This window comes from Bdellovibrio sp. NC01, from assembly GCF_006874625.1.
Lineage (GTDB): Bacteria > Bdellovibrionota > Bdellovibrionia > Bdellovibrionales > Bdellovibrionaceae > Bdellovibrio.
On the sequence record NZ_CP030034.1, the window covers coordinates 3,607,050 to 3,621,882 of the forward strand.

The following is a 14,833-nucleotide window of genomic DNA, read 5'->3' on the forward strand; positions in this document are numbered from 1 at the left end:
TCGATATTGTTTTAATTTTTTTTGAAATTAAAGATGGCGTACTCTGTTTAATATTTTTTTAGTAGCCGACGTTTGAAGAGAAGATAATTCCGTAAGCGTCGAACGGAGAGTTTTGGCTGTTTCCTTTTGTTAGGCCTTTATTGTAGTAAAGACCAAGACTGAGTTCGCTGTTGCCGTCGACTCGTGTGATGCCGCCGGTGCCTGAGTAGGTTTCTGAAGTTCTGTTATCAAGATAGGCGAAGCCTGCTAGTGGGTGCCACGATGTCGAGTTGAAGCCTTTCCAGCCAACGCCGTAGCTGGTTTGCTCTGGCAGTTGTGTTGTTGTGCCGTCGCTATCTTTTTGATCGGCGCTCATAGAATAGTTGATATCAAAAAAGAATTTCTGATCATTCACATTGAACTGTTGACCAAGACCGAATGAAAAAGCGTCTCTGCCATCGGGGTCGTAACTTGATGTGACTTGTTTGTTTAACGTTGGATCATTCGCGTTCATCGTTGAGGCGTAATAATCACCGGAAGAGCTAATTTTAAAGGGCAGTGAAAAAATCGTGAATCCGATTTTGTAGTTATCATTTACTTTCCACAGAACGCCAGGATTCAAAAAGTAATGCATTTCTTTTGTGTGGCTTTGCGAAACCGCCAACGACTTCACCACGCCACCGCTGGATGCAGAACCAATCGAATGCACTGATGAAGTTTGATTGGTTACTCCGGTGCTGATCCCCGCACTTAAGTTTTCATTCAGGAAAATGGCGTAACTGATGCCCGCCAAGATCACATTCGTCTGTGCCGTCACAGAAGTTTTAACATCAAAGCCGGAAATAACAGAATTGCTTCCCTGAATCACGTTGTACGAAAGTGGATTTCCAACGAACAATGCAAACGTACCACGCTCCGATGGATAGATTCCTGTCACCAACATGGGACGAATATTAGGATCAGAACTGTCAGACATTTCATCTAACTTGAAACGTTGCTGTTCGATCGCATTGCCGCTGACGCTGAGTTTTAATTTGTGGGAATTATAATAAGCAAGACCTGCGGGATTATATAAAACATTGCCCGGTGAATCCTCAAATGCGATTCCTGTATTCGCCATCAAAGCTTCTTCGTTGCCTGTGGGGAACGGATAAATAAAAGCCATAGCTTGTGACGAAATCAAAAGAAGTAAGCAGCTAAGAAATCTCAAATTATCCCTCAAGCTTTTTATAAAACTCCAACACCTTAGGATCTACGATGATAGAGCGTGGATTCCAGCCAATCAAATGCAAACCCTCAGCATTGCGCAAACGACTAAGTGCTACGTAAGCATGTCCTGGTTCCCACAGATTGCTAAGGTCACACCACAAATCATCCAAAGTCGCACCTTGGCTTTTATGAATTGTCGTAGCGTAAGCAAGTGTTAACGGAAATTGAATGACGGATGCCATGACATTGCCTTCGGCGTCTTGCAAAGCGAACTGTGTCTTATCGACTTGAACTTCGCGACCTCCGTCTTTTTTAACAATAATTTTATCGTCAGCAATATCCGTCACAACACCACGAGTGCCATTCACCCACCGCTTTTGTGGATCGTTTTGTAAGAACATCACGCGGCAGCCAAGCTTCAACACAAGCTTCACCGGCACCGGTGCAGACTTCATCAAAATCTCAATATGCTTTTCCGAACCAAAATAAATGGAGTCAATCGTGACTTCTTCTTCATTCAGTTCTTTCAATTTCATTTGATTGAAATTTTCAGCGTTGATTTTACGAGGGAACAAGCGCGTGCCCGGATGATCTGGATCGTGAGTTTGAATATGTTCGTTCAAAAACTCACGCACACGCGGAGTCGAAAGTCCGTGGCGCACATCACTTAGCACATCTAAAAATAAATTATCGGAAACACGCTGGTTGTGTGACAGCATCGCCGTTTGAAAGCCTGTTTGCTCCCACACGCCATTAATGAATGCCCAATCACGATTACCGGTTTGTGTGACTGGCGGCAACTGTGCGAAATCGCCAACCGCGATAATACGCATGCCTCCCCATGGAAGCTTCGATTCACGCGCACGTTGTGACAAAGCTTCTGCAATCATCAAGGCTTGCCCTGGGATCATTGAAATTTCATCGATGATCACGCCTTCGACCTTACGCAAACGCGCCATCAACTTATTATCTTTTGAAGCGCGTTCATAAGTGGCGTCGGGACCACCGTCCATGATTCCTAAGCCGAAGAAACTGTGGAACGTTCTGCCACCAAGCAAAACTGCCGCAGCACCTGTGCTCGCAAGAATGGGCAATTCTTTCGTATCGATCTCTTTCATGTATTGGCGGATCAAAAAACTTTTGCCACTACCCGCACCGCCCGTCAAAAAGACGTTCTCTCCAGATCTTAGAAGATCTAGAGCGCCTGCTTGTTCTGGGGAAAGATCGAAAGGAGTAGAATTTGTCATTAGTCGTTCGATCATGCCACTCACCTAGACCATAAGCAAGACAGCTATTGCAAATCGCCTTTTTCAGTCATGAAATAGGAGGGTCTTTCGAAAGGATTCGACACAATGGCTCATCCGAAATTAACGGTATTGCTTTTATCCGCTTCTTTGTTCACTTCACCAGTTTTTGCCAAGGCGCCTTCTTCAGAGATTCCAGAGAAACGTGAATTTCCTCTGAATACGTCAGTAAATCCGTGTGAAGACTTTCATAAATACGTGTGCTCTGAAGTAGAAGCGTCTTTCAAACTTCGTCCTGATCGCAGTCACCATCTTTTTGCATTTAGCGATTCGCGCGAAAGATTGTTAGAGACAAAAAAGAAATTCATGTCGGAACTTCCCACAAAAAAAGATTTGAATGAAAGAACGGAACAACTTCGTGATTTCTATATGGCATGCATGGACCCCAAAGCCCGTGCTGCTTCAGAAAAAGCCGAAGTTAAAAAATTCCAAAAAGATCTTAGTAAAATTGAAACTGTCGACGATCTTATCACTTTCAATAACAACCAAGCCTCTAAAGGAATGTTTGGTCCGTTCATGTGGATGGGTAACACACCTGACTTGGATAACGCTAAAAAATTGAATATTGCACTGGGCGGAAGCATTATGGGTCTGCCTGATCATAAATATTATGAAGATGCAAAATTGATGGCTGATTACAAAAAGCTTTTGATTTCATTCTTCAAAGCAATTGATCCAAAAATAAAGGCTTCTGACGCTGATACTCGTGCGCAGGCCTTGGTGAATTTGGAAAAAGACTTTATCAAGGTTTACCCGGTCGCTTCGACTCGTCGTCAACGCTGGAGCGAACGTCATTTGACTCCCCAAGACGAGACGATCAAAAAATATCCGAATCTGAAATTGGATATGTTGTTTAAGAAAACTCCTAAGGATGCTTTGGTCAGTATGCCCATCCCTGAAACGGCTGCATTCTTGAATGACGAACTTGCAAAACGCCCTTTGCAAACGTGGAAAGATCTTTTGCTCGTCAGAAACTTGTCTGACGAAATGGATGACGCTTATCCGAAGTTCTTCCAAGAAAACTTCGACTTCGAAAAGAAATACTTCGGAGGACCTGAAAAGCGCCCTGATCGTCAAGAGCGTTGCACAGATTTAGTTACAAACTACTTCATGAAAGAACTTGATGCGGCACTGGTTGATCAAGTGTTCCCGAACTTTGATGAAAAGAAAGTCACTGAAGTTGCTGAAAACATTCGCGCCAGCATCTTGAAAGGCTTAGAAAATAACAAATGGCTTTCTTCTGACGGCAGAAAAGGTGCGATCGCAAAAATCAAAACGGCGCGCTTGCAACTTGTGAAACCTCATACAGATAAAGAATGGGATTTCATGCCGATTCGTAAATACACGAAAACGGATATCTTGGTGGATAAACACCTTTACCGTGAAGCTTCATTCAGCAAAATGATGAAAGAGCTTCATGAGCCAGCCAATCAAGACGCTTGGGGCATGGGTCCTTTGACCGTGAACGCTTACTACAGCGAAAACGAAAATAAATTCGTTCTGCCAATTGGTATTCTGCAATATCCGTTCTACAACAAAGACGGAACTTTGATTGAAAACTTGGGTGCCGTTGGTGCCGTGATCGGTCACGAATTAGGTCACAGTATCGATGACAACGGTGCGAAGTATGACTCTGAAGGTCGCCTGAAAGATTGGATGAGCCAAAAAGACATCACAGAATTCGCGTCTCGCCAAAACAAACTGGTTGAGCAGTTCAACAAAGCAGAACACGACGGCAAGTTAACTCTTGGTGAAAATACCGCGGACTTGGTAGGCGTCACTTTCGCTTACAATGCGGCTTTCCCGGGCGGCAAAGGTGATGTTGAAGATAAAAAGAAATTCTTCATCGCTTACGGCCGTCTGTGGTGCTCGGTGACTCGCCCGGATTTTGAGAAGTTGATGAGAAAAACCGACCCGCACTCTTCCGGAACAGCCCGTATCAACGAGCAAGTGAAGCAGCAGCCAGCGTTCGCGGAAACTTTCCAGTGCAAAGCAGGCGACAAGATGACCCTGCCTGATTCTGAGCGAGTTCAAATCTGGTAGGTTTGAGCCTTTTTAGCGCGTCCAACACCCTACGCCCCTCGTCGAGAACATCGAAATACGAGGGGCTCTTTATTGAAGCGCAATTCAATTTCTGATATTCTTAGAGTCTTGGCTCCACCTAAGGAGGGCTCTATGGCACTAGTTGAATTCGCTACGAAGACAGAAAACCCACATTTCGAAAATGTCTTCGACATTGCTCCAACCGAACTTCAACAAAAACTTAATGACGTGAAGGTCATCGACGTTCGTGAACATCATGAATATGTTGGTGAACTTGGTCACATTGTTGGTTCTGAGTTAATTTCACTCGGGACCTTGCCAGATAACTTGAATAACCTTCCGAAGGACCAAACAATCGTATTCATCTGTCTTGGCGGAGTGCGCTCTGCTAAAGCGGCTGCTTATGCGACGATGAATGGCTTTACGAACGTTTTAAATATGAGCGGCGGCATGATGGCGTGGAGCCAACTTCAGCTGCCGGTTGAAAGATAAGAAAAGAAAATATGCCAGGAAAAGTATTTGTTAACAGAACTTTGAATATGAAAAAAATCCGCTATATCGGCGTCGATATGGATCACACGCTTGTTCGCTATAATAGCGAAAACTTCGAGCGTCTGTCGCATACAACGATGATCGATAAATTGGTAAAGCGCGGATACCCAGAAACTTTGCGTAAGCTGACTTTCGATTACAACTTCGCGATTCGCGGCCTTGTGATCGACCGTAAAATGGGAAATCTTTTGAAATTGAATCGCTACACGGCGATTCGTGCAAGCTACCATGGTTTGAAACCGCTTGATTTCAAAACGCACCAAAAATTGTACAAATCGACTTACATCGATCTTTCGAACACAGACTACTTGGCTGTCGATACGTCATTCTCTATCTCTTTGGCGAATTTGATCGCGCAAATCGTAGAGTTGAAAGACACAGATCTTGCCAACAAATATCCAGAGTATGTGCAAATCGCGGATGACGTTTTGGATGCTTTGGATGAAGCGCACAGAGATGGCTCTTTGAAAGAAGTTGTTAAGAACAACTTGGATCACTACATCGTGAAAGATCCCGGTTTGGTTGCAAGCCTTGAAAAATTCCGTCGTCACGGTAAAAAGATTTTCGTTTTGACGAACTCTGATTACCACTACACGAAATTGCTTTTGGATTACGCGATCCAGCCATTCTTGAAAGAACACAAATCTTGGCAAGACTTGTTCGAGATCGTGATCACGTTCGCTTCAAAACCGAAGTTCTTCTATGAAAATCAGAAGTACCTTCGTGTGAACCCAGCAGACGGCACGATGACGAACATGGAAGGCAAACTGACACCTGGTATTTACCAAGGTGGAAATGCTAAGAAATTCACTGCGGATCTAGATCTTGCGGGTGATGATATTCTTTATATCGGTGACCATATCTACGGCGACATCCTTCGTTTGAAAAAGGATTGTAACTGGAGAACGGCAATGGTGATCGAAGAGCTTGATGTTGAAGTTGAAAACAACAAAAAAGCTGAGCCGATCAATCAAGAGATCGAAGTTCTGATGAAGAAAAAAGAACCTCTTGAAGATGAATTGACTGACATCATGACTCGCAAAATTGAAAAAGCGGGTGACGTGAATGAAGCCCAAATCGAAACTTTGCAAAAAACTATTTCAGAGATCGATTCGCAGATCAGCCAGTACATCAAAAAGCAACAGTCGATGTACAACGGAAACTGGGGCCAATTGATGAGAGCCGGTAACGAAGAAAGCTACTTCGCTTACCAGTTAGACCGTTACGCCTGCGTGTACATGGAAAAACTAGCGGACTTAGTCGAACTATCTCCGCGCACATATTTCCGTGCCCCACGCCGCCCACTAGCCCACGAAATCTACTAATCGCGTCAAGCCCCTAGCAATAGGGGCTTTTCTTTTTTCTACCGTTTGTTAGTTTAGATCTATATGAAAAAGTCTGTTCTGATCGGCTTAGTGCTTTTGGTTGTCACGAGTTTTGCTTCGTACAAAGCAGGACAACGTTCTGTGATTCACAATGATTCTTCTGAGTCGATCGAAACCCAGGTGAAAGAAGATTTGATCAATCTGACGAAGAAGGATTTTGAAGAATATCAGAATCTAAAAACCATGGAAGATCGCTACAAAAAAGCGGACGAGATTCTTGGCAAGATTGTGACTGTTTTCCTTGCGGATTTAAGCGTTAAACTTGCTTACAAGCCTTCCAATCCTGCGATGCTTGAAGGTGCTTGTGCGATTCCGGGTTTGAATACGACGCCAACACCTGTCGCCACGCCTGAACAAAGCCAAATGTCAGTGGCACAAGCAACAGCAACGCCCGTACCTGAAACAAAGCCTTCGACCCCTGCATGGATTCAGACTGAAAAGAAAATCGCAGTCATGACAAATGAGGACGAAGTTCTTGAACAGCTTAGAAAAAATCCCATCGAAGATATCTTTGATACTTTAAAATCGACAACGGTAATGAATCGCAAAGAGGCCGTGGATATCGATGGACGCTTTGAAGGTGAAATCTCTTTCTTTGACAAAAAGAAACACAAAACAGATTGGATCGTTTATTGGGAAGTGAACCTTAATGGTGGCACTAGCAACAACAAACCAGCCAGTGGTCGCGCCCTTATCACTTTGACGAACAAATCCGATGGCAAAACTTTCAGCCGCTCGTCCGGCACAAACACTTTGAAGGATTTCGTGCGAGCTCCCGGCAGTAACGCATTTATCATTAATGTTTACGGTGATGATGGTTACATCCAGATTTATCCAGTGGGCGATAAAGATCACTGGGTCGGGAACTATTATGAGAAAGTGAAAATGGGTCAGTATAATTTTGCAGGCCAAGTACGCGTAAATCGTCTATAGGCTGAATACACTTCAAACTGAGACCAGAATCTTCAAAGCTTGCATCAAGCTTCAATAATTGATCCCTAAGATGACTTTAACAAAGCGAGCAACTTCTCATCACAGAAGAGTCCGCTTTTTAAAGGAGTCTTAGTTTGAAACACAAATCATCTCTACTTATTCTAGGTATCTCCTTAGTTCTGATGGACTGCACGGGCAAACGTGCAAGCACGGAAGCTTCAAGCTCTTCTGCAACGTCTTCAGCAAAAACAACTACCACATATAGCTCAGCAGAGAATCTGCAAATCGCGCAGTCCCTGGCAAATGTTGTTACTTCAGATCGCCAATCATTGATGGCAATTCAACAAGGCACCTGTGTTAACGTCGACTACAATTTAAAAACAGACATCCATGAAGATAAAATATTTCGTGTAGGCTGCACAAATATCGAAGGCACCATCGAAGTGATTTCGGATAATGCAAATAATGAAAAAACTTACGAGATTACGACGGACTTAACTTATTCGGATGATGTGAACACATCGCGTGTAGATAGCAGCTTTTATTCAATAAAAATTTCTGCTGATCAAACAGAGTATATTAATAAAGATTTTTCTGAAGTCTTTAAAACCAACGGCAAATCATATGAACTAAGTGGCAGTTCGAATTACGTCTTCACGCCTGATGAAGAGTCTGAAGATGCGTTAGCTGGTGACGTTTCCATTGAAAGCACAGTTTATTTTTCGAAAGACCAAGCGGATTTGAAATACTTTGATGTTGCGACTTACAGTTTACATAAGTCAGCGTGCGGAATTGACCGTGGCATTTTAGCTTTGTCGAACGCAGACGTAAGCTATCAAATCGTTTATTCAGGTTGTGGTAAATTTAAAGTAAAAGAAAATAACGTTTCAGCAACTGCGAGCTTTTACTAAGTCAGCAAACGGCGAGCGCCGACGGCACTACCATTCAATCGGCTCGCCGTCGCGGAAGAAGCCACCATTAGGACCGCCCTTTGGCAAAGTGGCCGCCCACAGAATGCCTTTAATCCCTTGATCGATGGTGCGATTGGCACCCTGCCCGCCCATATCGGTTTTTACCCAACCAGGACAAATCGAATTTACTAAAACATCCGCGCCACCCGCTTCAGCAGCGAATACACGAGTCACAACATTCAATGCTGTTTTCGACATACGATAAGCGGCATAAGCACCATCCATTTCGCCCAACTGTCCCATGCCAGAGGAAACGTTCACGATACGACCGTAGCCTTCTTGCTTCATCAATGGGAATAATTTCTGCGTCAGTAAGAATGGACCAATGGTATTAGTCGCTAAAGTCTTTTGAATAGTCGAAGCTTTAGTTTTGAAAACAGATTTATCGCCGCCTTCTTCGTTGTCGATGAAGATGCCAGCGTTATTTACAAGCACGTCCACGAAACCATATTCACGACGAAAGGCCTCAACAAAGTCGTTGATGCTTTTTTCCTGCGCGACATCCAGTTTCATCGCAACAACATCAAGATCTTTCATCTTCAAGTTGTTAATAACCTTTTGTGCTTTTTCTGGATTACGCATGGCCATGACAACTTTATAGCCTCGTTGCGCAAGCGCTTCACTCGTAGCTAGTCCTAATCCGCGGCTGGCTCCAGTAACGATGGCAAGTTTCTTCATGGCCGATACTCCTGAAATTATTTTTTAACTGAAGATGGAATTGGGAGTGGTTGACCACCAACTGGAACAAGCACTGCCGTCGTCCAATTACGTTGGTCGATCACGCATTCAGAAGAGACGACTCTCCATCTTTCAATTGGGAAGTAGTAACCCGTTTCAACCCAACCCCAACCAGTCCAATCAACTTGGCGACCGTAGTAGTAACCGCCACGACCTTGATTGTAGCGCACAGAGCGAGTTTCGCGGTGATAAGTCAAAAGTGGGTGATGAATTTTCAAAGTGCCATCGGCTTCTTTTAATAAGAAAGCTTTTTCATCGAACACGCAATTGTAGTATCCATCAAGGCTTCTTACACGCCCAGTGACTTTTTGACCAACGGCTACGTTTCCGTTTTGCGGCAAGATAAATTCAAAAAACCAATTCACTGCTTGGCCCGTTGAATAGTAACTGACGGTATTTAACGTCAAAGAACGATCGAACTGAGTCACACGAACCTCTTTAGTTCCATCGATATTTCTATACAAACCTTCAAGTGGACCTGCGAATGCTGGCAAAGCCAATGCTGTCGCTACTACTGACAAGAAAATCTTTTTCATAATTCCCCCAAGAAAAAGAACTAGTTCTTATTAAAAATAATCGTAAAGTCTTTCGGGCCCGTTTGATCCATCAAGCCCGAATATTTATTGGCCTCAAACTTCTCTTTATAAGTTTTGCGTGCCATTTGACGAATCATACAACCATAGGCGCTTGTGCCTGAAGGATCAACCTCTCCGCTGTCGATGCACTTCGGCTCAAATACATTTTCTTGATCGCGCGTTAGTGGAAATTTGCCAACTGATAAGCTTGTAATGTCGAGTTTGAATTCTTCCTTCAAACGCGTTACTGGATTGCCTTTCACAAGCTGCGTTGAGTAAATGTTTGGACCGATGATCGCAACACGCAGATTCTGTGCGCGCGCATTTTGAATGCCCTCTACCAAGCGTGGCAGATCTTCTTTTAAATCCAAGTGCATGCTGTTATTGAAAATCTCAACGTACGGCAACTGCGCTTCAACGACGATAACGTCATACTTGGAACCTGGAGCTTGATTTGCTTCAAGAAAACCTCTCCACAACTCCAGATCTTCAATCTTATTCGGAGTCACACCCAAGAATACTACGGGTGCCTTTTGAATTTCATAAGACAGCTTTTCTGCGATCTCTTTACCCAAATCTTCCGGAACTGCAACTTGAGTAAATTTGATCTTTGGAAGCGTGTCAGGTTGCACGGAAATTTGCGTGGAAAAATAGATACCTAGAGCGATAACAGCGATGGCGCCTAACCAATAAAGATACTTCATAGGACTATCGACCTATCACCCCTGACCCATCATGGCAAGACTCATTGTATTCTGTTAGAATTGTGCTAAGTTCCGATCATTACAGAGGACTTGATCTTTAACCAGACAGGTACCGAAAAATATGAAGGCGACGAATACACTATCTTCCATAAGCTATCTGATCATTGGTTCTGGCCGCGTCGCCCGACACCTTGGCCACTATTTTCATTTATTAAACATCAGTCATCAAACATGGGACCGCGCCCAAGATCCGCATTTGCTACGCACAAAGATCGCGAATGCCACACATGTTCTGCTTGCGATTAGCGACGACTCTTTAGCAGCGTTTTATCGTCAGAACTTAGCAGGTCATGAAAAAACCGTTGTGCATTTTTCTGGTGCGCTTAATTTCGATGACATGATCGCGGCTCACCCACTTATGACCTTTGGGCCAGAGCTTTACGAATTAGATTTTTATAAACAGATCCACTTCACGATGACCGGTGCATCTTTAAGCGAAGCCTTGCCGGGTCTTCCAAATCCTTCAAGCCTTCTTCCGGCAGAACAAAAAGCTTTGTATCACGCCTTCTGTGTGATCGGCGGAAACTTTTCAACTTTGCTGATTGCCAAGATGTTGTCAGGCTTTGCTGATATGAAAATTCCCTCTGAAGCAGCAAGGGTTTATATTGAGAAGGTCGTGGAAAACACTTTTGCAAATCCAGAAAAAGCCTTAACCGGCCCACTGATTCGCAAAGACGCAAAAACAGTGCAAAAAAATTTAACGGCTTTGGGCAATGATCCCGCGGCGGATATCTACAAAGCTTTCTTGAAGAACTACTGGCCCGAATACAAAGAAAGTGAGGGCTTATGAAAAGCATCCTCGATTTCCACGAAAAGAAAATCAAAAAAGAAAAATTCACTATGTGCACGTGCTATGACTACTCGTTCGCGCGTATTCTAGCGGAAAGCGATGTTGATTGCCTTCTAGTTGGCGATTCTTTGTCGAATACAATGCTGGGTCACTCGACAACTTTAAATGCCACGAATGAAATCATGGCTTTGTATGCAGGTTCAGTGGTTCGCGGTGCTGGCGATAAAAAATTCGTTGTCGCTGATATGCCATTTATGAGCTACCGCAAAGGTCTTACTGCCAGCATGACTTCGGCAGAGATCATCATGCGGTCGGGCGCTCACGCCGTGAAACTTGAAGGTGGCGAAGGCAACTATAAAATCGTTCGCCACATGGTCGGTTCTGGCGTTCCGGTCATGGGGCACTTGGGCTTAACTCCACAATCCGTCAATCAATTGGGTGGCTTCAAAGTGCAAGGTCGCGATCAAAAAGCTCAAGCGAAAATCAAAGAAGAAGCTTTGCGCCTGCAAGATGCAGGTTCATTCTGTATCGTGCTTGAATGTGTGCCTTCTGCTTTGGCTGAAGAAATCACAAACTCTTTGGACATTCCGACAATTGGTATCGGTGCGGGCTCTGCGACGGATGGCCAAGTTTTGGTCTTACAAGATTTGCTTGGCATGAATCCAGGTTTCAAACCGAAATTCGTTAAAAATTTCTATGACGGCTTCGGCAATTTAAAAGCGGCATTCAACAGCTATCACCAAGAAGTGACATCTGGAAAATTCCCAAGCGAGAAAGAGAGCTACTCATGACAGTAGTTTTGCGCTCGCCACAAGAATTTAAACAGTGGCGCAAAAAACAAAGCGGCAGCGTTGGTTTCGTACCAACAATGGGTGCTTTGCATTCGGGACACGAGCAGTTGCTTAAAACTGCACGTGCCGAAAATAATATCGTTGTCTTGTCTATTTTTGTAAATCCAACTCAGTTCAACGATCCGAAGGATTTTGAAAAGTATCCGATCACGTGGGACGCTGATTTGAAAATGGCGCAAAATAATAAAGTCGATGCGATTTTTTATCCGCACGCGCCTGACATGTACCCTGATAATTATCGCTACAAAGTGACAGAGAATGAATATTCAAAAACTTTGGACGGAGCTCATCGTCCAGGTCACTTTGATGGTGTGCTATCAGTTGTGATGAAACTGTTTAACGTGGTTTCTCCAACGAAAGCCTATTTTGGCGAAAAAGATTTCCAACAGATGCGTTTAATCCAAGGCATGGTTGAAAGTTTCTTTATGAATCTTGAAATCGTACCGGTTGCGACAGTTCGTGAAAGCGACGGTCTTGCGAAGAGTTCACGCAATGTGCGTTTGACTCAAGAACAACGTGCATTGGCTCCGGCCATTTACAAAGCGATTACCACAAGTAAAACGGCGGACGAAGCGGCCCAAGCTTTATCTGCACAAGGTTTTAAAGTGGATTATGTGACTGACATCGACAATCGCCGTTACGTAGCCGCCTTTCTTGGGGAAGTGAGATTGATTGACAATGTCCAAATCTAAAATCCTTTTTATGATGACAGGCTCGATCGCCTGTTACAAAGCCTGCCATGTGATTTCGCGCTTGGTGCAAGCCGGTTGTGAAGTGCAAGTTGTCGCAACTCCCTCGGCATTGAAGTTTGTGGGAACTGCAACATTGGAAGGCCTTTCTGGAAAGCCGGTAGTCAGCGATATGTATGCGACTGGCAATGTGATGGATCATATTCATCTTATGCGTTGGGCAGATTTAATTCTGGTGGCTCCGGCGACAGCGAATTTCATCAATAAAGCGGCACAAGGTATTGGCGATGATTTGCTTTCGACTTTATTCTTAGCTCACGACTTTAAGAAACCATTCATGTTAGCTCCGGCCATGAACACAAGCATGTACTTGCATCCCGTGACTCAGAAGTCAGTAGCAGCGTTAAAGGACATGGGTCTTGAGATTCTTGATTCCGCCTCAGGAATTCTTGCCTGCGGCGAAGAAGGTTACGGCAAACTGCTTGAACCTGATTTGATTATCAAGATTGTTCTAGAAAAATTGAAAATGACTTCTGCGCAGATTGCGACGACAGAAGCTAGCGAAACGTCAGTCGCGCCAAAATCATCTTCACTTTCAAAAGTAAAAGTTTTGATTACCGCGGGTGGCACACAAGAACCGATCGATACGGTTCGTTCGATTTCAAATTTAAGTTCGGGTCGTACTGGCATTGCGTTGGCTGAATATCTTACACAAATGGGCTTCGATGTGACTCTGTTACAAGCTCATTCTTCTCCTAAGACGGATCTTGTAGCCAAGAAAGATGTGTTCGTCACTTTCAACAGCCTTGATCAAAAGATGAAACACTATCTTTCCACGGAAGATTTCACTCATGTTATTCATGCTGCGGCGGTCAGCGACTATTCGGTCGCTGACATCGAAGTGAACGGCGAAAAGCACAAGCCTTTGGAAGTTAAAAAAGTTTCCTCGGATGCGGATGAAGTGACAATTCATATGAAACGCAATCACAAGATTGTAGATCGCCTGAAAGACTATTCGCGCAATAAAAACATCAAGGTCGTGGCATTTAAATTAACAAGCCATGCAACCGAAGAACAGCGCAAAGCTGCGGTGAATAAGCTTTTCACAAATTCACACGCTGATTTTGTTGTTCATAACGATTTGACTGAAATCGATATTGTTAATAGAACCCACAAGTTCACACTCTACAACCACGAAGGATTTGTGGTTTGTGAAAATTTAGATCGCCTGACGAGTGAATTGATTCGCGTCATGGTGCCAAAGGATATTTTATGATTCTGTGCTTAGACGTCGGCAACACGCAAATTTACGGCGGCCTTTTTGATAAAGATAAAATGGTCTTGTCATTCCGTAAGAACTCGAAAAGCGGTGCTTCTTCTGACGAAACGGGTATTTTCTTAAGAACCGCTATCCGCGAAAACGGCTACGATCCTTCTAAAATCACAAAAATTGCGATCTGTAGTGTTGTGCCTGAAGTGATTTATTCCCTTCGTGGTGCGTGCATGAAGTATTTCAATATTAATCCATTCATTTTACAGGCCGGCGTGAAAACAGGCTTAAAAGTGAAGTACCGCAATCCTTTGGAAGTTGGTGCGGATCGTATTGCGAATTCTATTGCGGCGACTCACCTTTATCCGAATCAAAATGTGATCATCGTCGATCTGGGCACAGCAACAACGTTCTGCGCGGTAACGAAAGAAAAAGACTATCTTGGTGGTTCTATCGTGGCGGGACTTCGCCTGTGTATGGAAGCGCTAGAGAGCAAAACGGCAAAACTGCCTTCGGTTGAGATCATCTCGATGCACGAAGCTTTGGGTCGCTCGACGATCGAAAGCATCCAGTCTGGCTTGTATTACGGCCATTTAGGCACAATGAAAGAGATCATCGAGCGCGTAACGAAAGAATGTTTCCACAATGAAAAGCCTTTCGTCATCGGCACTGGTGGCTTCTCGTCATTATTTGAAAAAGAAAAAGTTTTTGATGCGATTGTTCCTGACCTTGTTTTAAAAGGCATGTTGATCGCTCTTCAGTATAATGCTTAAAGGAATA

Annotated in this window: 15 protein-coding genes; 10 read left to right on the plus strand and 5 right to left on the minus strand. The window is 43.9% G+C overall.

All coding sequences use genetic code 11. The features are described from left to right. Positions 1-58: 58 nt before the first annotated feature. Complete coding sequence (locus DOE51_RS17195) at positions 59-1,189, minus strand: hypothetical protein (RefSeq protein WP_142697757.1); 1,131 nt, start codon at positions 1,187-1,189, stop codon at positions 59-61. 1 nt (position 1,190) lies between these two features. Further along, entirely contained in the window at positions 1,191-2,450 is a 1,260-nt protein-coding gene (locus DOE51_RS17200) for a PIF1 family ATP-dependent DNA helicase (RefSeq protein ID WP_142697758.1), read from the minus strand. Between the two features lie 90 nt (positions 2,451-2,540). On the opposite strand from DOE51_RS17200, the gene DOE51_RS17205 reads away from it, so the two are divergent. From DOE51_RS17205 to DOE51_RS17225, 5 genes are all read left to right on the plus strand, one after another. Then, the gene (locus DOE51_RS17205) at positions 2,541-4,535 is read left to right on the plus strand and encodes a M13 family metallopeptidase (protein ID WP_142697759.1); all 1,995 of its coding nucleotides are present in this window, start codon (positions 2,541-2,543) and stop codon (positions 4,533-4,535) included. A 132-nt stretch (positions 4,536-4,667) separates the two neighbouring features. After that, the gene (locus DOE51_RS17210; protein ID WP_142697760.1) at positions 4,668-5,027 is read left to right on the plus strand and encodes a rhodanese-like domain-containing protein; all 360 of its coding nucleotides are present in this window, start codon (positions 4,668-4,670) and stop codon (positions 5,025-5,027) included. 11 nt (positions 5,028-5,038) lie between these two features. Further along, positions 5,039-6,412 (plus strand): HAD-IG family 5'-nucleotidase, encoded by a 1,374-nt coding sequence (locus tag DOE51_RS17215; RefSeq protein WP_142697761.1) that lies wholly within the window; start codon positions 5,039-5,041, stop codon positions 6,410-6,412. Positions 6,413-6,475: 63 nt separating this feature from the next. Next, positions 6,476-7,405, plus strand: a complete 930-nt coding sequence (locus DOE51_RS17220; RefSeq protein ID WP_142697762.1) for a hypothetical protein — start codon at positions 6,476-6,478, stop codon at positions 7,403-7,405. Positions 7,406-7,539: 134 nt separating this feature from the next. Then, on the plus strand, positions 7,540-8,316 hold the full coding sequence (locus DOE51_RS17225) for a hypothetical protein (protein WP_142697763.1): 777 nt from the start codon (positions 7,540-7,542) through the stop codon (positions 8,314-8,316). Between the two features lie 27 nt (positions 8,317-8,343). Here DOE51_RS17225 and DOE51_RS17230 read toward each other — a convergent pair whose 3' ends face one another. From DOE51_RS17230 to DOE51_RS17240, 3 genes are read right to left on the minus strand one after another with little or no spacing between them, the layout of a single operon-like run. Next, complete coding sequence (locus tag DOE51_RS17230; RefSeq protein ID WP_142697764.1) at positions 8,344-9,054, minus strand: SDR family NAD(P)-dependent oxidoreductase; 711 nt, start codon at positions 9,052-9,054, stop codon at positions 8,344-8,346. Positions 9,055-9,071: 17 nt separating this feature from the next. After that, the gene (locus DOE51_RS17235) at positions 9,072-9,650 is read right to left on the minus strand and encodes a hypothetical protein (RefSeq protein ID WP_246845165.1); all 579 of its coding nucleotides are present in this window, start codon (positions 9,648-9,650) and stop codon (positions 9,072-9,074) included. Between the two features lie 20 nt (positions 9,651-9,670). Further along, complete coding sequence (locus DOE51_RS17240; RefSeq protein WP_142697765.1) at positions 9,671-10,393, minus strand: hypothetical protein; 723 nt, start codon at positions 10,391-10,393, stop codon at positions 9,671-9,673. Between the two features lie 121 nt (positions 10,394-10,514). Between DOE51_RS17240 and DOE51_RS17245 the strand changes: the two genes are divergently transcribed. From DOE51_RS17245 to DOE51_RS17265, 5 genes are read left to right on the plus strand one after another with little or no spacing between them, the layout of a single operon-like run. Further along, positions 10,515-11,243 (plus strand): Rossmann-like and DUF2520 domain-containing protein, encoded by a 729-nt coding sequence (locus tag DOE51_RS17245; protein WP_142697766.1) that lies wholly within the window; start codon positions 10,515-10,517, stop codon positions 11,241-11,243. After that, on the plus strand, positions 11,240-12,034 hold the full coding sequence (gene panB / locus DOE51_RS17250) for a 3-methyl-2-oxobutanoate hydroxymethyltransferase (protein ID WP_142697767.1): 795 nt from the start codon (positions 11,240-11,242) through the stop codon (positions 12,032-12,034). Before DOE51_RS17245 ends, panB begins: the two co-directional genes overlap by 4 nt. Continuing rightward, complete coding sequence (gene panC, locus DOE51_RS17255; protein WP_142697768.1) at positions 12,031-12,786, plus strand: pantoate--beta-alanine ligase; 756 nt, start codon at positions 12,031-12,033, stop codon at positions 12,784-12,786. The genes panB and panC overlap by 4 nt, the downstream gene beginning before the upstream one ends. 10 nt (positions 12,787-12,796) lie before the next feature. Further along, positions 12,797-14,059 carry a bifunctional phosphopantothenoylcysteine decarboxylase/phosphopantothenate--cysteine ligase CoaBC gene (gene coaBC, locus DOE51_RS17260; RefSeq protein ID WP_246845166.1) on the plus strand — a complete coding sequence of 421 codons (1,263 nt, stop codon included), beginning with the start codon at positions 12,797-12,799 and terminating at the stop codon, positions 14,057-14,059. Beyond that, positions 14,056-14,826: a type III pantothenate kinase gene (locus DOE51_RS17265; protein WP_142697770.1), complete on the plus strand. Its 771-nt coding sequence runs from the start codon at positions 14,056-14,058 to the stop codon at positions 14,824-14,826. The genes coaBC and DOE51_RS17265 overlap by 4 nt, the downstream gene beginning before the upstream one ends. The last annotated feature ends 7 nt before the right edge of the window (positions 14,827-14,833 follow it).

Bases quoted from the DNA above. Each gene is read 5' to 3' on its own strand.
- DOE51_RS17200 (WP_142697758.1), bottom strand. From the start codon at position 2,450: ATGATCGAACGACTAATGACAAATTCTACTCCTTTCGATCTTTCCCCA.
- DOE51_RS17205 (WP_142697759.1), top strand. From the start codon at position 2,541: ATGGCTCATCCGAAATTAACGGTATTGCTTTTATCCGCTTCTTTGTTC.
- DOE51_RS17210 (WP_142697760.1), top strand. From the start codon at position 4,668: ATGGCACTAGTTGAATTCGCTACGAAGACAGAAAACCCACATTTCGAA.
- DOE51_RS17215 (WP_142697761.1), top strand. From the start codon at position 5,039: ATGCCAGGAAAAGTATTTGTTAACAGAACTTTGAATATGAAAAAAATC.
- DOE51_RS17220 (WP_142697762.1), top strand. From the start codon at position 6,476: ATGAAAAAGTCTGTTCTGATCGGCTTAGTGCTTTTGGTTGTCACGAGT.
- DOE51_RS17230 (WP_142697764.1), bottom strand. From the start codon at position 9,054: ATGAAGAAACTTGCCATCGTTACTGGAGCCAGCCGCGGATTAGGACTA.
- DOE51_RS17235 (WP_246845165.1), bottom strand. From the start codon at position 9,650: ATGAAAAAGATTTTCTTGTCAGTAGTAGCGACAGCATTGGCTTTGCCA.
- DOE51_RS17240 (WP_142697765.1), bottom strand. From the start codon at position 10,393: ATGAAGTATCTTTATTGGTTAGGCGCCATCGCTGTTATCGCTCTAGGT.
- DOE51_RS17245 (WP_142697766.1), top strand. From the start codon at position 10,515: ATGAAGGCGACGAATACACTATCTTCCATAAGCTATCTGATCATTGGT.
- panB (WP_142697767.1), top strand. From the start codon at position 11,240: ATGAAAAGCATCCTCGATTTCCACGAAAAGAAAATCAAAAAAGAAAAA.
- panC (WP_142697768.1), top strand. From the start codon at position 12,031: ATGACAGTAGTTTTGCGCTCGCCACAAGAATTTAAACAGTGGCGCAAA.
- coaBC (WP_246845166.1), top strand. From the start codon at position 12,797: ATGATGACAGGCTCGATCGCCTGTTACAAAGCCTGCCATGTGATTTCG.
- DOE51_RS17265 (WP_142697770.1), top strand. From the start codon at position 14,056: ATGATTCTGTGCTTAGACGTCGGCAACACGCAAATTTACGGCGGCCTT.